15 protein-coding genes are annotated in these 19,383 nt (G+C 43.0%); 3 read left to right on the top strand and 12 right to left on the bottom strand.

Features of this window, described 5'->3' with window-relative positions:
• Positions 1-26: 26 nt before the first annotated feature.
• The 3 genes from M1E86_RS01855 to M1E86_RS01845 form a co-directional block, all read right to left on the bottom strand.
• Entirely contained in the window at positions 27-308 is a 282-nt protein-coding gene (locus tag M1E86_RS01855) for a type II toxin-antitoxin system RelE family toxin (RefSeq protein ID WP_213914522.1), read from the bottom strand.
• Positions 298-549: a type II toxin-antitoxin system Phd/YefM family antitoxin gene (locus M1E86_RS01850; protein WP_213914521.1), complete on the bottom strand. Its 252-nt coding sequence runs from the start codon at positions 547-549 to the stop codon at positions 298-300. The genes M1E86_RS01855 and M1E86_RS01850 overlap by 11 nt, the downstream gene beginning before the upstream one ends.
• 105 nt (positions 550-654) lie before the next feature.
• On the bottom strand, positions 655-1,956 hold the full coding sequence (locus M1E86_RS01845; protein WP_213914520.1) for a uracil/xanthine transporter: 1,302 nt from the start codon (positions 1,954-1,956) through the stop codon (positions 655-657).
• A 727-nt stretch (positions 1,957-2,683) separates the two neighbouring features.
• On the opposite strand from M1E86_RS01845, the gene pepT reads away from it, so the two are divergent.
• Positions 2,684-3,937: a peptidase T gene (gene pepT / locus M1E86_RS01840; RefSeq protein ID WP_125895093.1), complete on the top strand. Its 1,254-nt coding sequence runs from the start codon at positions 2,684-2,686 to the stop codon at positions 3,935-3,937.
• Complete coding sequence (gene dcuC / locus M1E86_RS01835) at positions 3,934-5,307, top strand: C4-dicarboxylate transporter DcuC (protein WP_102140200.1); 1,374 nt, start codon at positions 3,934-3,936, stop codon at positions 5,305-5,307. Before pepT ends, dcuC begins: the two co-directional genes overlap by 4 nt.
• A 72-nt stretch (positions 5,308-5,379) precedes the next feature.
• Here the strand turns inward: dcuC and M1E86_RS01830 are convergent, their stop codons facing one another.
• From M1E86_RS01830 to secE, 9 genes are all read right to left on the bottom strand, one after another.
• Positions 5,380-6,240, bottom strand: coding sequence for a VWA domain-containing protein (locus M1E86_RS01830; protein ID WP_248467458.1), 861 nt, complete (start codon positions 6,238-6,240; stop codon positions 5,380-5,382).
• Positions 6,241-6,630: 390 nt separating this feature from the next.
• Positions 6,631-10,854: a DNA-directed RNA polymerase subunit beta' gene (rpoC, locus tag M1E86_RS01825; protein WP_125895089.1), complete on the bottom strand. Its 4,224-nt coding sequence runs from the start codon at positions 10,852-10,854 to the stop codon at positions 6,631-6,633.
• A 108-nt stretch (positions 10,855-10,962) separates the two neighbouring features.
• Positions 10,963-14,991: a DNA-directed RNA polymerase subunit beta gene (rpoB, locus tag M1E86_RS01820; protein ID WP_125895087.1), complete on the bottom strand. Its 4,029-nt coding sequence runs from the start codon at positions 14,989-14,991 to the stop codon at positions 10,963-10,965.
• A gap of 358 nt (positions 14,992-15,349) precedes the next feature.
• Positions 15,350-15,715 carry a 50S ribosomal protein L7/L12 gene (gene rplL / locus M1E86_RS01815; protein WP_004264384.1) on the bottom strand — a complete coding sequence of 122 codons (366 nt, stop codon included), beginning with the start codon at positions 15,713-15,715 and terminating at the stop codon, positions 15,350-15,352.
• A 60-nt stretch (positions 15,716-15,775) separates the two neighbouring features.
• Positions 15,776-16,273 carry a 50S ribosomal protein L10 gene (gene rplJ, locus M1E86_RS01810; protein ID WP_004264381.1) on the bottom strand — a complete coding sequence of 166 codons (498 nt, stop codon included), beginning with the start codon at positions 16,271-16,273 and terminating at the stop codon, positions 15,776-15,778.
• Between the two features lie 333 nt (positions 16,274-16,606).
• Entirely contained in the window at positions 16,607-17,308 is a 702-nt protein-coding gene (gene rplA, locus M1E86_RS01805; protein ID WP_125895085.1) for a 50S ribosomal protein L1, read from the bottom strand.
• 4 nt (positions 17,309-17,312) lie between these two features.
• Positions 17,313-17,741, bottom strand: a complete 429-nt coding sequence (rplK, locus tag M1E86_RS01800; RefSeq protein ID WP_125895083.1) for a 50S ribosomal protein L11 — start codon at positions 17,739-17,741, stop codon at positions 17,313-17,315.
• Between the two features lie 157 nt (positions 17,742-17,898).
• Complete coding sequence (gene nusG, locus M1E86_RS01795) at positions 17,899-18,444, bottom strand: transcription termination/antitermination protein NusG (protein ID WP_213914518.1); 546 nt, start codon at positions 18,442-18,444, stop codon at positions 17,899-17,901.
• Positions 18,445-18,831, bottom strand: a complete 387-nt coding sequence (gene secE / locus M1E86_RS01790) for a preprotein translocase subunit SecE (protein ID WP_004265885.1) — start codon at positions 18,829-18,831, stop codon at positions 18,445-18,447.
• 325 nt (positions 18,832-19,156) lie between these two features.
• Here secE and M1E86_RS01785 point away from each other — a divergent pair, with 325 nt between their 5' ends.
• On the top strand, positions 19,157-19,357 hold the full coding sequence (locus tag M1E86_RS01785) for a hypothetical protein (protein ID WP_125895081.1): 201 nt from the start codon (positions 19,157-19,159) through the stop codon (positions 19,355-19,357).
• Positions 19,358-19,383: the final 26 nt, after the last annotated feature.

Below are 19,383 nucleotides of genomic sequence, written 5' to 3'. Positions count from 1 at the left end.
GCCAGTACTTTAAAAAACTTTTTGTGTTACCGTTCATTAGAAGAAAAGTAAACGACATTTCCCTCTCTTTTTCCAATAGCAATAACCAGTAAAACAATTTTGTCATCAATCACTTCATAAACTAAACGGTAACCTAATGAACGTAACTTTATTTTATAACGATTATGTTTACCACTAAGTTGAGCTGATGGTACAAAAGGATTTTCAAGGCGTTCCGCTAATTTTTTTTTAAATTGATTCTTAATTGGAGGCGCTAATTTCTGCCATTCCTTTAATGCACGTTTATCAAATTCGAGTTTATAAGTCATCGAGATTGACACTAACGGTATCGAGTGATTGTACACGCTCATCTGCAATTTTATTGAGCTCAGCATCTTCCGCAAGTTCCATAAACCACGCGAATAACTCAGGCGGCACACAATAAAAAGCAGGTTCATTTCGATTAAGAATAGCAACAGGGTTGCCTTCACCTTCAGCAATAATACCCATTGGATTTTTTTTCAAATCAGTGATGCTTGCAGCGGTATCACTCAAAATTTGATAAGTCATATTTTATCCTCTAACAAAAATCTCACACTCATAATAACACCATTAAAAGCACCTTTAAAGGTGCTTTTAATTCAACTTAAAATGTTGACATGCAATACTACTTATCTAAGCAATTCTGTCCCACTTGATCGTATTTTCTAAAATAAGTGCCAAGATAATGCCCATGAGTAACCCATTGCCCAATAAAGAACTAAACATTGTTGGCAAAGAATTTAATACCGCAGCAGGTGCTGACATCAAAAAGATGCCAATAAAAATAGGTAATGCGAGACGATAAATATTACGTGCATTCAGCTTCATATCTGCCAGAAATGAAAATGAAGAAAATAACAGGGGCAGATAAGTCGCCAACATGACTGCACTACCAATGGCTAACGGTAAAGAGCGAAAAAATTGAGTTAATACCGCAACGCCCCCCACACATAAGAAAATAAGGCTACCAATACTAAAAGAGATACGTGAACTATCTTTTGTTTGAGTAATTAAGCCAATGGATGAAACAAACGGTGAAAAAGGCACCACCCCTATTGGCGCGGCTAATATTGTGACGAACCCTGACATCATAAAACTGCGTCGATATAGAGACTTCGTCGGCAATGAATTGGGGTAAAACACATCAGTTCCTCGCATCGCTCCAAACGTATTGGATGTGTTTAATATCCCCGCCAAAATAGCCGTCAATACAATACTCATATTGACTTCATCGGAGCGACCTAATGGAAATAGCACCCATTCCCCTGATGAAACTGATGATATTGTGCTACCAAATAACCCACTATAAGCAAGCCATCCGGTAATTGTTCCAATCAATAATGCATATTTACTGATACTCATAGGTAAATAAATGATCATCCCGATGACAAATATCAGTATTGCGAGCGCTAAAAAGAAGACAGGGTAATTGACTGTAATATTTTCACTGCCAACACCAAATGGTAGTCCTAGCATTCCTTTTAAGAAAATAGTTACTAACTGGGCGCCAAGCAAAAACATGAATACGACTAAAACACCCGGTTTAAACAAACGCGCCAACCAACCGCCCAATCCACTCAAACCAATAAGAATAGTCACGACCCCAGACAAGAAAATACCAATAGCTAAACTCCAGCCGATAGTGCCAAGAGAAGTTCCTTGCATCGATTCTGATAATGTGACAGTCAAAATTGTTGCCCACCACAACCCTGTCGGCCCTTCCATTACTGAGCGCTTGTGCCCTAAGAATGCTTGCAATAAACAAGCCAGAGCTGTTAATAAGAAAGCATATTGGGTAATAACAAATGTGGTTTGTGGTGATAAATGAAAAGCGGACTGTAACGTCGGAGGAATAACAACCGTATTACAAAAGATAAAAAAGAACCATTGAAAACCTGAGATAATGTTATTTTTACTTATCGTAAAATTAGGCATATTGGTTCCTTGCTTCATATTTATGTATACATTTGCATGTTTTAAATTTGATTTTTTATCAAACTATGCAAAATAAATGGTATTGTTAATTTTATCATGACAAAAAAATCACTTGTATACCATTAAAACACCGCTTATTTTACAAATATGAAATTTACGATATTTTTCATTCATTAATCCAATTTATATATCTATAGTTAAACTCCCATAAAAACAACAACATACTTCAAAACCAAAACAACAAAAACCTCTCATATTTGATAATAAAAACACCAGTGAATGGTCACTTACCTTATAAAAACAACAATATGCACTATTAAACACCATTCTGAATTTTATATATATTGATAAAATAAAAAATATAAAGAATGAAAATATTATTTAAAATAATATCACTGAGCTATAAACCATGTATTTATAAATAGATCTAAGATAAGGAGGGAAAAATGTTTCTAACTAAAATAAAACATTTTTCATCTTTAATATCAATAAATTAACAACAAAAAAACTGAAGAGAACAACAACGTTCATTCTAATCCATTATTCAAATAATGCCACTATTAATTATCAATTTTATATTCTCACTAGCATTTCTTAGAAAAATGGCTCAGGTCTGATATTCAGAATATATTTAATTGTGATAAAAGAATAATACTGTGAAATGAAATTACAACCACAGATATAACTAATGTAAAACGCATTCTATAAGATGCTGGGGAATAAAAGAATGAATATTGTTGAGCGGTTTATTTCTTACACCAAAATTAACACCACCACTGATAGGGAAAAGGGCGCGGCTGGAATTATGCCTTCCTCAGAAGGACAACGCGTCCTTGCAAAGCAGCTGGTTCAAGAGCTAGAAGCTCTCGGCGTTGAAGATATTAAGCTGCGTGACACAGCCATTGTCACCGCAACGTTGCCATCTAACCTTGATTATGATGTGCCGACGGTTGCTTTCTTTGGCCACTTAGACACCAGTGCAGAACAAACCAATGACACTAAAGCACAAATCTTGCCATATACCGGTGAAGATTTGTGTATGAATAAAGAGCTTAATATTTATCTACGCAAGAGTGAGTTCCCTGAACTGGTGAATTATATCGGTGATGACATCATTGTCACTGATGGAACCAGCTTATTAGGTGCTGACGATAAAGCCGCTATTGCTTCTATCATGGATATGCTGCAATACTTTAAGCAGAACCCAGAGATTAAACACGGCACAATTAAAATTGGTTTTGTGCCGGATGAAGAGCAAGGGCTACGTGGCGCTAAAGTTTTCGATGTTAAAGAATTCGGTGCTGATTTTGCCTATACCCTCGACTGCTGTGGTATTGGTGAATTAGTTTATGAAAACTGGAACGCAGGTGATGCCGAAATCATCTTTACGGGTAAATCCGCACACCCAATGTCCGCAAAAGGTAAGCTGATCAACTCGTTACTAATGGCCCAGAAATTCATTGCCATGCTTCCGGGCGGAGAAGCGCCTGAATATACTGAAGGCCGTGAAGGTTATTATTGGGTGAAACAAATGTCAGGTAACAGCGCCCGTACTGTTTTAAAAATGGATGTGCGTGATTTTACCGAAGACGGCTATCGCAAACGTATGGCTTTCCTGAAGCAACTAGCTGAAAGTTGTGAAGGCTTATGGGGTAAAGAGAGTGTCGTTTGTAAATTATCCGATCGCTACTCTAACGTTTATAACAGCTTACAAGGTGACAATCGTTATCCAATCGATATCGCTGTTGATGCCTATCAAGCTTGTGGCATTACGCCAAAAGTCATCCCAATGCGTGGTGGCTATGACGGAGCTGCATTATCGCAAAATGGTTTACCTTGCCCTAACATCTTCACCGGAGCGCATAATTTCCATTCAATCTATGAATACCTGCCAGTGAAATCCCTTTACGCCGCCAGCGATGTACTAAAACAAGTGGTACAAATCACCGCAGAACGCTTCAAACCAGGAGCTAAAGCATGATCCCAATTCTAACGGTTCTGATTATCGTTGTTTTGGTTGCGCGGTTTATTTTGAAGGGATACAAAGCTGAACCAGTATTATTAATCGCTGGCTTAGTATTGATGATATTCACCCTAGCCCTTGGCTGGGGACCTATCCTCCCTAAAAATGTCGCCACCACCGGTATCACTTGGCTCGACCCCTTTGAAGTCATGAGAGATTTATTCAGTAGCCGTGCAGCGGATCTCGGTTTAATGATCATGGCATTGATGGGCTTTGCGCACTATATGGACCATATCGGTGCCAATGAAGCAGTGGTACGTGTCGCAACAAAACCCCTGAAAAATATGCGTTCACCTTATGTATTGCTATTTTTCTCTTTCTTGCTGGCGAGTATCTTGCAATTAGCCATTCCATCAGCGACAGGCTTAGCCGTACTGTTAATGGGAACCATGTTCCCAATTATGATAGGTTTGGGTCTATCGCCCGCTTCGGCTGCTGGGGTTATCGCAACATCTCTTGGGGTAGCCTACACACCAACTGCGATTGATGCTATCCGTGGTGCGAAAGCGGTCGATATGTCTGTCGTTGAATACGTACTTTACTACCAAGGGCCTGCAGCGTTAGCGACGGTATTAGTGGTCGGTATTACCCATATTTTCTGGCAACGTCACTGTGACCGTAAGCAAGGCTTTGTACCTGAGATAGGTAAAGCCATCCAGTCTCATGAAAAAGAAAAAGTGACCAAGTCAGTTCCTGGGTATTATGCACTTCTTCCTATGTTACCCATTATTATGGCGGTCGGAACATCCAATTTATTTTTTTCAGGTATTCACTTAGATGTCGTGACTATCGTACTGATTGCAATGGCAATCTGTATGGTGATTGAAACTCTTCGTGTACGTAACTTCAAACTGGTTTGTAATGGGTTCCAAACATTTCTAAATGGTATGGGTCATGCATTTAGTAATGTGGTTGGCTTATTGGTTGCCGCTGGAGTGTTCGCTCATGGTATTAAAGTCAGTGGAGCAATTGACCAACTGATTTTAGGTGCTGAATCCGTCGGCTTACCACCATTTGCCATGGCGATTGTGTTCGCCTTAGTCACTTTAGCTGCAGCAATCATCATGGGGTCAGGTAATGCACCGTTCTTGGCATTTGTGGAGTTAATTCCACAAATTGCACATAGTATGGGCGTTAACCCGATCGCGATGATTTTACCTATGCAACAAGCCTCACACATGGGTCGAGGTATGTCGCCTGTTGCGGGGGTTATTATTGCCGTATCCAGTGGCGCAAAACTGCAGCCGTTTGACGTAGTAAAACGAACCGCCGTGCCGTTGATGGTAGGTTTTGTGGCTCACTGTGCGATTATTGGTATTTTTTACTAATTACTATATTTACCATTCACATAATTAAAGCGGGACATATTCCCGCTTTTTACTTTTTCTAGCTAACCAATTCTAATGTTTACACTGGCAGTCTGAGGGGTCATCATGTTTGGGATCCGGGCAGCAAGAATCTATTGTCTTTTTTATAATATCAGACAACGTATTCACGGTATTTATAATGAGTGGCAAGTTTTCACAAACAGAGTCGCATTCTGAAAGTCTTCTATCCGGTTTTACTGGCGGTGTTAAACTATCACACAGTATTTCCTGTAAAACCAACGAGAAGTTTGCAATCCCAGTGGTATAAATATACGCTCGACCGTCAGTTTCTTTAGCTAGGCGTTCATATTCTCGCGTCACGTTATCTCTATCCACCAAGGTCGGAAAGCGATCTAGATTGCTTGGGTTATCATCCGGTGTGCCTTGGTAGGTATACACCTTAATACCTCTTTCTTGAGCAACGGATATCGCTTCATTATTTTTTGCGATGGCAGCACGCGTGAGAATTCCACCGCCCCCCTCCATTCCTTCATCACCCAAGACAAAAATAGCCCTACGCGCATCATCTCGCCAGTCAAAATGCTTACTAATATCAATAACTGCCCGACATAAATCCTCTTTATTTCCAGCATGATCTCGCCCATCGGATTCTTTAAACGGTAATCTAGCTTGTAGGTCCCTTTCGTTCGCACCTATTTTGATTAAATATTCACTGGCAGATTGGTCAAACTTTGTGTTTGCCCAAGTCCCTTCGATACCTAAAAATGTCGCCCGAAGGTGGGATGGACACTTTGCTGATGCAGCTTCAATCGTCGCATCAATCTGTTTGCTCAAATCCCCTGCTTCATCAGACATTGAGCCACTCGTATCGATAACCACAACTAAATCTAATGCAATTTGCCCACTCCCTGTAACGATCTGAGATGTATTCATTACTCCTACTGAATTTGATAGTAATCCATAATAATCCGAAAGGTTGGTTTGATTTGTATCAGTCTGTTCATTTGTCTTTTTTTTATCCATCGCATATTCCTTTTATTTATTTCAATTAAATAGTTTAAAAATAAATTTTTATCATTGTTTTTATTACTATTTATCTTTAGTCGAACTAATTTATTATTACTTCTTTTTAGTGTTCGATATATTTCAAAAGTAGAAATACGTATTACATATTCAGATAAATGTGCGACATAAAAAGACTTTATGGGTGAGTTGGCTGGTGCTAACTGGAAAAAATTAAATTTATAAAATTATTAGATATAAAAAAAGCCAGTACCTTTTCGGCACTGGCTTCAATCAGAAATTTTACAGTGAAATCAGAAATTAGTTCTGATTGTCGCTGCTAAAACCTGCGTTTAATAGCTCAGCTAAATTCGCTGTTGCTTCATCTGCACTCACTTGTGGAGCTTCCACAACATCGTTCAGATGACGGCGACGGATACGGTCTTGGTGATACGCAAAACCAGTACCTGCTGGGATCAGACGTCCAACAATAACGTTTTCTTTCAGACCACGTAATTCATCACGTTTACCAGCAACGGCAGCTTCAGTCAGTACGCGTGTTGTTTCTTGGAACGATGCTGCTGAGATAAAGGATTCTGTTGCCAGAGATGCCTTAGTAATACCCAACAGATCACGAGCAAAGTTAGCTGGAATTTTACCTTCAGTTTCCAGTTTACGATTCGAAACTTTAACACGTGAGTACTCGACTTGTTCACCTTCGAGGAATTCAGAGCTTCCTGCATCCGCGATAGTCACTTTACGCAGCATCTGACGAACGATAACTTCGATGTGTTTATCGTTAATCTTAACGCCTTGTAAGCGGTAAACTTCCTGAACCTCGTTCGTGATATAACGCGTAACAGCATGGACACCACGCAGACGCAGAATATCGTGTGGAGATTCTGGACCATCGGAAACTACGTCACCGCGTTCAACAATCTCACCTTCGAACACGTTGAGCTGACGCCATTTAGGGATCATCTCTTCGTAAGGATCGCTGCCATCTAATGGCGTAATAACCAGACGACGCTTCCCTTTGGTTTCTTTACCAAACGAGATAATACCGCTGATTTCAGCCAAGATTGCAGGCTCTTTCGGACGACGCGCTTCGAACAAGTCAGCTACGCGTGGTAGACCACCCGTGATATCTTTAGTACCCACAGATTCTTGTGGAATACGTGCTAAGGTATCACCGACGTTAATAGCGATGCCATCATCTAACTGAACAATTGCTTTACCCGGTAAGAAGTACTGAGCAGGCATGTCTGTGTTAGGGATAAGAACATCGTTACCATTTGCGTCAATAACACGCAGAGCAGGACGCAGGTCTTTACCACCACTGGTACGTTCCGCAGTATCCAGAACAACGATTGAAGACAGACCGGTTAATTCGTCGGTCTGACGCGTCATTGTTTGACCATCAAGCATGTCAGAGAAGCTGATAATACCCGATACTTCACTGACGACTGGCATGGTATGTGGATCCCAGTTCGCAACAGTTTCACCGCCCGTTACTGCATCGCCATCGCCTTTCGTCAAGTGCGCACCGTAAGGGACTTTATAGCTTTCTTTCGTACGACCGAATTCATCAATCAGACGCAATTCTGTATTACGTGAAGTAATAACCAGTTTGCCTTCTGAGTTCGTTACGTATTTCGCGTTAACCAGTTTCAGAGTACCTGTGTTACGGACTTGAATACTAGATTCTGCCGCCGCACGAGATGCCGCACCCCCGATGTGGAACGTACGCATCGTTAACTGTGTACCCGGCTCACCGATTGACTGTGCCGCGATAACCCCGATAGCTTCACCTTTGTTGATGATATGACCACGAGCAAGGTCACGACCATAACAGTGAGCACACACACCGAAGTCAGTTTCACAACTTACAACTGAACGAACTTTAACGCTGTCGACTGAGTTAGCTTCTAACAGGTCACACAGTTTTTCGTGCAGTAATGTATTACGTGGAACCAGAATGTCTGCCGTTCCTGGGATCAGGATATCTTCTGCAGTCACACGACCCAGTACACGCTCACGCAGTGGTTCTTTAACGTCACCACCCTCGATAACCGGAGTCATCAGGATACCTTCGTGAGTTCCACAGTCGTCTTCAGTCACAACCAAGTCCTGTGCAACGTCAACTAAACGACGAGTCAGATAACCAGAGTTTGCTGTTTTTAATGCGGTATCGGCAAGACCTTTACGCGCACCATGCGTAGAAATAAAGTACTGGAGAACGTTCAGACCTTCACGGAAGTTTGCCGTGATTGGTGTTTCGATAATGGAGCCATCTGGCTTAGCCATCAGACCACGCATACCCGCTAACTGACGGATCTGAGCGGCGGAACCACGAGCACCGGAGTCGGCCATCATAAAGATACTGTTGAAAGAAACTTGTTGCTCTTCAACACCATCACGGTTAATAACCGCTTCAGTCGACAAGTTTTCCATCATCGCTTTAGCAACACGTTCGTTTGCCGCTGCCCAGATATCGATAACTTTGTTGTAACGTTCGCCTGCTGTAACCAGACCAGACTGGAACTGTTCCTGAATTTCTGCGACTTCCGCTTCTGCTTCGGCGATGATCCCAGCTTTTTTCTCTGGAATAACCATATCGTCGATACCAACTGATGCACCAGAGCGTGCTGCATAGGCAAAACCGGTATACATGATTTGGTCAGCAAAAATAACCGTAGGCTTCAGGCCCAGAACACGGTAACAAGTGTTCAGCATTTTGGAGATCGCTTTCTTACCTAACGCTTGGTTAACTAGCGCAAACGGCAGACCTTTTGGTACGATCATCCATAAAATTGCACGACCAACAGTGGTGTCAACTAAACCAGTATTGATAGTGATGTTACCTTCCGAATCTTTCACTTCTTCAGTGATACGGACTTTAACGCGGGCATGCAATGAAGCATGACCTGAACGGTAAACACGCTCAGCTTCTTTAGGACCGGCTAATACCATGCCCTCGCCTTTCGCGTTTACGCAGTCACGTGTCATGTAGTAAAGACCTAATACAACGTCCTGTGAAGGAACGATAATAGGCTCACCACTTGCAGGTGACAGGATGTTGTTGGTTGACATCATCAACGCACGTGCTTCTAACTGAGCTTCCAAAGTCAGAGGAACGTGTACCGCCATTTGGTCTCCATCGAAGTCGGCGTTATATGCCGCACAAACGAGTGGGTGCAATTGGATAGCTTTACCTTCGATCAGAATAGGTTCGAAAGCTTGGATACCCAGACGGTGAAGTGTTGGTGCACGGTTCAGCATGACTGGGTGTTCACGGATAACTTCATCCAAGATATCCCAAACAACCGCTTCTTCGCGCTCAACCATTTTCTTCGCAGCTTTAATGGTTGTTGCCAGACCACGTAATTCTAATTTGCCGTAGATGAATGGTTTGAATAATTCAAGAGCCATTTTCTTCGGCAGACCGCACTGATGCAGACGCAGGTATGGACCTACAGTGATAACAGAACGACCTGAGTAGTCAACACGCTTACCAAGTAAGTTCTGACGGAAACGACCTTGTTTACCTTTGATCATATCTGCCAAAGATTTCAGAGGGCGTTTGTTAGAACCTGTGATTGCGCGACCACGACGACCGTTATCTAACAGGGCGTCAACCGCTTCTTGCAACATACGTTTTTCGTTACGTACGATGATGTCTGGCGCAGCCAGATCCAGAAGACGTTTCAGACGGTTATTACGGTTGATTACGCGACGATACAGATCGTTCAGATCCGATGTTGCGAAACGACCACCATCGAGTGGAACTAATGGACGCAGATCCGGTGGTAATACTGGCAGCACGTTTAAGATCATCCACTCTGGTTTGTTACCAGATTGAATGAAGGCTTCCAGCAGTTTGATACGCTTGGTCAGCTTCTTACGCTTAGTTTCAGAGTTAGTTTCGTTTAACTCTTCGCGCAGCGTTTCACACTCGTTCTCAAGATCGAGGTTTTTCAGCAGGCCTTGGATTGCTTCCGCACCCATTTTCGCATCAAATTCGTCACCGAACTCTTCCAGCGCATCTAAGTATTGCTCTTCTGTCAGAATCTGTGCACGCTCAAGGCTAGTCATACCGCCTTCAACAACCACATATGATTCAAAGTACAGAACGCGTTCGATATCACGCAGTGGCATATCAAGCAGCAAACCGATACGGGATGGCAGTGATTTTAAGAACCAAATGTGTGCAGTCGGAGAGGCAAGTTCAATGTGACCCATGCGCTCACGACGGACTTTGGTCTGTGTAACTTCAACGCCACACTTCTCACAAATCACACCACGGTGTTTTAAACGCTTGTACTTACCGCACAGACATTCGTAGTCTTTTACTGGCCCGAAAATACGCGCACAGAAAAGACCGTCACGCTCAGGCTTGAACGTACGGTAGTTAATGGTTTCTGGCTTTTTAACTTCACCGAATGACCATGAACGGATCATATCAGGTGATGCCAGAGCAATCTTGATAGCATCAAACTCTTCGGTCTTGGTTTGCGCTTTCAGAAACTTTATTAAGTCTTTCACAAAATGCTCCTGTCGGAGTTAGACCTGTCAGGTGAGTGTTCAAAGACACTCTCCCCAAATCCCAGTGCTTACATGTGCCGGAAGGCGAACCTTCCGGCATAAAACGAATTACTCGTCTTCCAGCTCGATGTTGATACCCAGTGAACGGATCTCTTTCAGCAATACGTTGAAAGATTCCGGCATACCAGGTTCCATCTGATGGCTGCCATCGACGATGTTTTTATACATCTTCGTACGGCCGTTAACGTCATCCGATTTAACTGTAAGCATTTCTTGAAGAGTATAGGCTGCACCGTATGCTTCCAGTGCCCACACTTCCATCTCCCCGAAACGCTGACCACCGAACTGCGCTTTACCACCCAGCGGTTGCTGAGTAACCAAGCTATAAGAACCTGTTGAACGGGCATGCATCTTATCGTCAACCAAGTGGTTCAGTTTCAGCATGTACATATAACCAACGGTAACTTGACGCTCAAATTTCTCGCCAGTACGACCATCGAATAATGTAATCTGACCTGAAGTTGGCAGACCACCCAATTTCAGCAGTTCTTTGATTTCTTTCTCTTTCGCACCATCGAATACTGGTGTTGCAATTGGCATACCTTTTTTCAGGTTCTCAGCCAAACGCATAACTTCTTCGTCAGAGAAAGTATTCAAGTCAACTTTCTGGCGTGGATCATCACCTAAATCGTACGCTTTTTGGATAAACTCACGCAGTTTGGCAACTTCTTCTTGCTGTTTAAGCATAGCATTGATTTTCTCACCAATACCTTTCGCTGCCATCCCTAAGTGGGTTTCCAAAATCTGACCGATGTTCATACGTGATGGTACGCCCAGCGGGTTCAGAACGATGTCAACTGGGTTACCGTTTTCATCGTAAGGCATGTCTTCGACTGGGTTGATTTTTGAGATAACACCTTTGTTACCATGGCGACCCGCCATTTTATCACCCGGTTGAATTTGACGTTTAACCGCCAGATAAACCTTAACAATTTTCAGTACACCCGGTGCTAAGTCATCACCTTGAGTAATTTTACGACGTTTTGCATCGAGTTTTTTCTCGAACTCAGATTTCAGTTCGTCATACTGTTCGGCTAATTGCTCTAACTGGTTTTGCTTCTCTTCGTCTGCTAAAGATAACTCTAACCAACGATCGCGAGGCAGTTTGTCCAGTTTTTCAGCTTCAATTCCGCCGTTAACCAGTACAGAACGGATACGAGCAAACAGGCCAGCTTCGAAAATACGCAGCTCTTCTGTTAAGTCTTTCTTCGCATCGCGTAACTGAGTTTCTTCGATCTCCAATGCACGTTTGTCTTTCTCTACACCGTCACGGGTAAATACTTGTACGTCAATAACCGTACCAGATACACCGTTAGGAACACGTAAAGAAGAGTCTTTAACGTCCGATGCTTTTTCACCGAAGATAGCACGTAACAGTTTCTCTTCTGGCGTCAGCTGAGTTTCACCTTTAGGTGTTACTTTACCAACCAGAATGTCGCCGCCTTTCACTTCCGCACCAATATACACGATACCGGATTCGTCAAGTTTAGACAGAGCAGCTTCACCGACGTTTGGAATATCTGCAGTGATTTCTTCAGGCCCTAATTTAGTGTCACGAGACACACAAGAGAGCTCTTGAATGTGAATAGTTGTGAAACGGTCTTCTTGAACAACACGCTCAGAAACTAAGATGGAGTCTTCGAAGTTATAACCATTCCATGGCATGAATGCCACACGCATGTTTTGGCCAAGTGCCAATTCACCGAGGTCTGTTGACGGACCATCTGCTAACACGTCACCACGTTCAACAGGTTCACCTAAAGATACGCAAGGCATCTGGCTAATACAGGTGTTCTGGTTAGAACGGGTATATTTAGTCAGGTTATAAATATCGATTCCAGCTTCGCCTGGGTACATCTCATCTTCGTTAACTTTGATAACGATACGAGACGCATCAACGTACTGAACTGAACCACCACGTCTTGCAACAGCAGTAACACCGGAGTCAACCGCTACTGCACGTTCCATACCTGTACCCACTAATGGTTTGTCAGCACGTAAAGTAGGAACCGCTTGACGTTGCATGTTCGCACCCATCAATGCACGGTTGGCGTCATCGTGTTCAAGGAATGGGATCAGAGACGCACCAACAGAAACAACCTGTTGAGTCGAAACGTCCATATATTCAACCTGTTCACGGCTGAATAAGCTTGATTCACCTTTGTTACGGCAAGTAATCAGTTCTTCAACGAAGCTACCATCATCACCTAAAACGGTGTTTGCCTGAGCAATTATGAAGTTACCTTCTTCAATCGCAGACAGATAATGGATTTCATCTGTAACTAAACCATCACGTACTAAACGGTATGGGGTTTCTAAGAAACCGTACTCATTGGTCTGTGCATAAACAGATAATGAGTTGATCAGACCAATGTTCGGACCTTCAGGCGTTTCGATAGGACAAACACGACCGTAGTGAGTTGGGTGAACGTCACGTACTTCGAAGCCCGCACGCTCACGAGTCAGACCACCTGGGCCTAACGCAGAGATACGACGTTTGTGCGTAATTTCAGACAGTGGGTTGTTCTGGTCCATAAATTGGGACAGCTGGCTAGAACCAAAGAACTCTTTCACTGCGGCTGAAATTGGTTTCGCGTTGATCATATCTTGTGGCATTAATGCATCGAGGTCGCCCAGAGAAAGACGCTCTTTCACTGCACGCTCAACACGAACCAGACCGACACGGAATTGGTTCTCTGCCATTTCACCAACAGAACGAATACGACGGTTACCTAAGTGGTCGATATCATCCACTTCGCCTTTACCGTTACGGATATCGATGAGTTTACGCATCACATCAATGATGTCTTCTTCACTCAGGATACCTGAACCTTCAATTTCTTCACGGTTCAGTGAACGGTTGAACTTCATACGACCTACCGCAGACAAGTCATAACGGTCTTCAGAGAAGAACAGGTTCTCGAATAGGTTTTCTGCCGCTTCACGGGTCGGTGGCTCACCAGGACGCATCATGCGGTAGATTTCTACCAATGCACTCAGACGGTCGTTAGTTGGGTCGACACGAACGGTTTCAGAAATGTAAGCACCGTGGTCTAAGTCATTGGTAAACAATGTTTCGATTGTTTTATGACCAGACTGGCTCAGACGCGCCAACATGTCTAAAGAAAGTTCCATGTTTGCTGCACAAATCAGCTCACCGGTGCTTTCATCAATGTAGTCTCTAGCAACAACTTTACCTGCGATATATTCAACAGGCACTTCGATGCTATTGATTTCTTCTTTTTCTAACTGACGAATATGACGTGCAGTGATACGGCGGCCTTTTTCTACATAGACTTTACCGTTCGCTTCAATATCAAAAGAAGCCGTTTCACCACGTAGACGCTCAGGAACCAGCGTCATCATCAGTTTATTATCACGGATTTGGAATACAGTTTTTTCGAAGAATAGATTTAAGATTTCTTCTGTATTGTAATCCATTGCACGCAGAATAATGGTCGCAGGTAATTTACGGCGACGGTCAATACGTACAAACAGGTTATCTTTCGGGTCAAATTCGAAATCAAGCCATGAACCACGGTAAGGGATAATACGTGCGTTATAGAGCACTTTACCTGAAGAGTGTGTTTTACCTTTATCGCTGTCGAAGAATACACCCGGACTACGGTGTAACTGAGAAACGATAACACGCTCAGTACCGTTGATAACGAAAGTTCCGTTTTCAGTCATGAGTGGAATTTCACCCATGTAGACTTCTTGTTCTTTGATGTCTTTAACAGTTCCTTCCGGTGCTTCACGCTCATAAACGATGAGACGCAATTTCACACGCAAAGGCGCAGAGTAAGTTACACCGCGAATTTGACATTCTTTAACATCAAAAACAGGCTCGCCTAAACGATAGCTGACATATTGTAATTCAGCATTACCGCTATAGCTCTGAATTGGAAACACAGAACGGAAAGCAGCTTCCAGCCCATTCTGGCCATCAGGATCTTGCTCGATAAACTTCTGGAACGAGTCAAGTTGGATAGAAAGGAGATAAGGTATGTCCAAAACTTGTGGACGTTTACCAAAATCCTTACGAATACGTTTTTTCTCGGTATAGGAGTAAACCATAGGTTTCCTCAGCTCGTTGATCAGTGACCCAAGTGGTTAGCTCTTAGTATAAGAGACTGAACCGCAACGCGTTTTTTATAAGAAACGGAAAATGAATACTTTCCTTAATACTCATTGCTATTACTCTTAAATCATTTCATTGCGTTACTTTTGCTACCGAGCTACCCGAGCGGGTCGTAGCGAAGAACACAGTATATTAAGTCGTCAATAGAAAGAAGTATTGGAGGGTTGTTGTTAACATTAAAACTGCGTGAAAAGCTGTTAACACCCATCACGCTTTACAGCGCAAAAAGGCTGGTGATTAAAAAATCACCAGCCATCAGCCTAATTAGATTAGGCTGCGTTCTTGCAATTGAACTTATTTAAGTTCAACAGAAGCGCCTGCTTCTTCAAGAGATTTTTTCAGAGCTTCAGCTTCGTCTTTGCTCGCGCCTTCTTTGATGGTCGCTGGAGCAGACTCTACCATATCTTTAGCTTCTTTCAGGCCAAGACCGGTTGCGCCACGAACTGCTTTGATAACTGCAACTTTGTTACCGCCAACAGCTGACAGTACAACGTCAAATTCAGTTTTTTCTTCAGCAGCTTCAGCTGGGCCCGCAGCAACAGCAACAGCTGCAGCAGCAGAAACGCCGAATTTTTCTTCCATCATAGTAATCAGTTCAACAACGTCCATTACAGACATTTCTGCAACTGCATCAAGGATTTGGTCTTTAGTGATAGACATAACAAGTGTTCCTAAAATTCAGAAATAGTTTATACGTTAAAAAGCAACGAAGGAAAGGGCTTATGCAGCTTCTTTCTGATCGCGCAGAGCAGCCAGAGTACGAACCAATTTGCCTGCAGCGGCTTCTTTCATGGTTGACATCAGGCGTGCGATTGCTTCATCGTAAGTTGGGAGAGTTGCCAGACGATCGATATCTTTCGCTTGGATTAACTCACCTTCAAAGGCCGCAGCTTTAATCTCAAATGCTGGATTCGCTTTCGCGAACTCTTTGAACAGACGAGCGCCAGCGCCCGGGTGTTCGTTAGAGAAAGCAATTAAGGTTGGACCGACAAACACGTCTTTCAGTACGTCATAAGAAGTACCTTCAACAGCACGGCGGATCAGTGTGTTACGAACAACACGGATATAAACGCCTGCTTCGCGACCTGCTTTACGCAGTTCAGTCATTTTTGCTACAGTTACGCCGCGTGAATCAGCAACAACTGCAGAAAGCGCGCCTTTGGCTACTTCGCTGACTTCAGCAACAATCGCTTGTTTGTCTTGAAGATTTAGTGCCATTAGCTTCTTGCTCCTGGATTAACCGGGAAAACCCGGGACTCACATCACTCAAACACAACATTATGTAAGAGCGCTAAAACACGGTGAGCAGAATAGAATCCAGAATTAAATTCTAGGTATCTCTGTCACCGTCTACGCAGGTAAATTAAGTAGCTATCATAACTAATAAACCACACCTGCGGTCTTGGACGGGGTCTGGAAAGGCCAGACTCCATACCGAAATTCGTGGTTCGTTGAGTATATCGCTATACCCAACAAACTCAAGGCGTCAAATTTTATACAAATTTGACGCAAAGGTAAAGCCTAATTACCAATTAGCCAAAGCTATAGCAATTAAACTGTCGCTGACAGACCAGCTTGGTCAACAGCAACACCTGCACCCATAGTGGTGGACAGGCTAACTTTCTTGATGAAAACACCTTTAGCAGAAGCTGGTTTTGCTTTTTTCAGCGCGATCAGCAGTGCTTCTAAGTTTTCTTTCAGTTTGTCAGCGTCGAAATCAACTTTACCGATAGTGGTATGGATGATTCCGTTTTTGTCGTTACGGTAGCGAACCTGACCTGCTTTAGCGTTGTTAACTGCTTCAGCAACGTTAGGAGTTACAGTACCAACTTTCGGGTTTGGCATCAGACCACGTGGGCCCAGAACTTGACCTAATTGGCCAACAACGCGCATTGCATCTGGAGAAGCAATAACAACGTCAAAGTCCATTTCACCAGCTTTGATTTTATCAGCCAGATCTTCCATACCTACCAGTTCAGCACCTGCAGCTTTAGCAGCTTCAGCGTTTGCGCCTTGTGCGAACACAGCAACGCGAACTGAACGACCAGTACCGTGTGGCAGTACAGTTGCACCGCGAACGTTTTGGTCAGATTTACGAGCATCGATGCCCAGGTTGATAGCTACGTCAACGCTTTCTACGAATTTAGCAGTTGCTAATTCTTTCAGCAGTGCAACGGCTTCGTTGATGTCGTACTGTTTAGTTGCATCAACTTTTTCACGGATATTGCGCATGCGCTTAGTCAGTTTAGCCATTGTCTTAGTCCTCCACTACCAGGCCCATGGAACGAGCAGTACCTTCAATTGAACGCATCATTGCGTCAAGATCAGCACCAGTCATGTCCGCAGCTTTAGTTTCAGCGATTTCGCGAATCTGAGCAGAGGTCACTTTACCAACTTTATCTTTGTTAGGCTTGCCTGAACCAGACTTAACGCCAGCTGCTTTTTTCAGCAGAACTGCTGCAGGTGGAGTTTTGGTAACGAAAGTGAAAGAACGGTCTGCGTAAACAGTAATAACAACAGGAATTGGTAAACCTTTTTCCAGGCTGTCTGTTTTTGCGTTGAACGCTTTACAGAATTCCATGATGTTAACACCTTGTTGACCCAGAGCTGGACCAACTGGTGGACTTGGGTTCGCCATACCAGCTGCAACTTGCAGCTTAACGTAGGCTTGAACTTTCTTAGCCATGATATTTCCTCTAGATGGGTGATAGCGCCTTACGGTTTGTAAGGCTCCCCGTTACATTAAACATGCCCCGCACGTTAATTGTGCCGAACATAAAAACAAAAGGCGCGAAATTGTAGTCAAATTTCACGCCTTTTGCAAGTCAGTTTTGTCGTTTAGATTAGGCTTTTTCTACCTGACCAAAATCCAATTCGACTGGAGTTGCACGACCAAAGATAGAAACAGAGACTTTTAAGCGGCTCTTTTCATAATCAATCTCTTCAACAACACCGTTAAAGTCAGCAAATGGGCCTTCGCTAACGCGAACCATTTCACCTGGTTCAAACAATGTTTTCGGACGTGGTTTATCACCAACTTGTTGTAAGCGGTTCATTATAGCATCAACTTCTTTATCGCTAATTGGCGCTGGACGATCTGACGTCCCGCCAATGAACCCCATTACACGCGGTACACTACGTACTAAGTGCCAAGAGTCATCATTCATGACCATTTGGACTAAGACATAGCCTGGGAAGAATTTACGTTCACTCTTACGGCGCTGACCGCTACGGATTTCAACAACTTCTTCTGTTGGAACCATAACTTCGCCAAAAGAACCTTCCATAGCATGTAATTTGATATGTTCACGTAAAGACTGTGCTACGCGACCTTCAAAACCAGAGAATGCCTGAATGACATACCAGCGCTTTTTAGGTGAATCGGACATTTAGAATAACCTCAGGCTTGTAATAAATGAAACTAAACGCACCAGAATACCATCTAGTCCCCACAGTATTAATGACATTACAGCCGTTACTGCAGCAACAATTAAAGTAGTTTGTAATGTTTCCTGGCGAGTAGGCCAAATGACTTTTCTCATCTCGACGCGAGCTTCGCGTGCAAACGCCAGTGTTGCTTTACCTTTTGTGGTCCATAAAGCGACAGCACCTGCAATAGCGACAACAGCCACAACTGCAAAAGCACGCAGCGCGAGATTATATTGACGGAAGTAATAATTACCAACAATAGCAATTATTAATAAGGCACAGACAATGACCCACTTGAAGATGTCTGCACTGCGTCCACTTCCTTGAGCTTCGCTATTCGCACTCATAATTCAACCTGTTACCATGAAGTATGTACAAAGCTTGCTTGTTTACAAAGGTAAGACAACCAAGCCAAACCAATAGAATATGCCAACATATCCCTCAATTACTACAAACTAAGCCTGCAAAAATTTGATAGGGATATCAATAGCATTACCTGCGATCTAAAAAGTAATTAGCCTTGTTAATGGAGGTAATTAGCGTTATTCGTTCTGCAAAAATAACAAGTTGCAGTAACATTTTATTTCGCAAGTACTACGTGTACGTCAGTACTATCACTTTACAAGTGCTACCCATTTCACAAGTGCTATTCCATTTTGCAGGAATTTCAGCATGCTCAGTAAATTTTTTAACTACACCAATCAAGAAAGTGACTTTCTTTTTGTGGCAGCAGTAAAATATACCATATCTTCCGAGCAAAACCTTAATAAATCTCATATAACTGCGCAAAGTAGCCCGCACAGTTATCAATTCGTTGTTTCAGAGCCTATCTCACCAATAATTATACAAATGATTGATGAGATAGGTTCTTAATTTTGCAACGTCTGAATTTTGCAACG

Origin of the sequence: Providencia sp. PROV200, from assembly GCF_049901995.1 — a bacterium.
Classification (GTDB): domain Bacteria; phylum Pseudomonadota; class Gammaproteobacteria; order Enterobacterales; family Enterobacteriaceae; genus Providencia; species Providencia rettgeri_E.
Note: the sequence above shows the minus strand (reverse complement) of the source record. Positions and strands in the feature narration are given on the sequence as shown.

Coding starts and splice junctions, on each gene's coding strand:
- dcuC (WP_102140200.1), top strand. CDS start 3,934: ATGATCCCAATTCTAACGGTTCTGATTATCGTTGTTTTGGTTGCGCGG.
- M1E86_RS01845 (WP_213914520.1), bottom strand. CDS start 1,956: ATGCCTAATTTTACGATAAGTAAAAATAACATTATCTCAGGTTTTCAA.
- M1E86_RS01785 (WP_125895081.1), top strand. CDS start 19,157: ATGCTCAGTAAATTTTTTAACTACACCAATCAAGAAAGTGACTTTCTT.
- pepT (WP_125895093.1), top strand. CDS start 2,684: ATGAATATTGTTGAGCGGTTTATTTCTTACACCAAAATTAACACCACC.
- rplA (WP_125895085.1), bottom strand. CDS start 17,308: ATGGCTAAACTGACTAAGCGCATGCGCAATATCCGTGAAAAAGTTGAT.
- M1E86_RS01830 (WP_248467458.1), bottom strand. CDS start 6,240: ATGAATACATCTCAGATCGTTACAGGGAGTGGGCAAATTGCATTAGAT.
- rplL (WP_004264384.1), bottom strand. CDS start 15,715: ATGTCTATCACTAAAGACCAAATCCTTGATGCAGTTGCAGAAATGTCT.
- rplK (WP_125895083.1), bottom strand. CDS start 17,741: ATGGCTAAGAAAGTTCAAGCCTACGTTAAGCTGCAAGTTGCAGCTGGT.
- rpoB (WP_125895087.1), bottom strand. CDS start 14,991: ATGGTTTACTCCTATACCGAGAAAAAACGTATTCGTAAGGATTTTGGT.
- secE (WP_004265885.1), bottom strand. CDS start 18,831: ATGAGTGCGAATAGCGAAGCTCAAGGAAGTGGACGCAGTGCAGACATC.
- rplJ (WP_004264381.1), bottom strand. CDS start 16,273: ATGGCACTAAATCTTCAAGACAAACAAGCGATTGTTGCTGAAGTCAGC.
- M1E86_RS01855 (WP_213914522.1), bottom strand. CDS start 308: ATGACTTATAAACTCGAATTTGATAAACGTGCATTAAAGGAATGGCAG.
- M1E86_RS01850 (WP_213914521.1), bottom strand. CDS start 549: ATGACTTATCAAATTTTGAGTGATACCGCTGCAAGCATCACTGATTTG.
- nusG (WP_213914518.1), bottom strand. CDS start 18,444: ATGTCCGATTCACCTAAAAAGCGCTGGTATGTCATTCAGGCATTCTCT.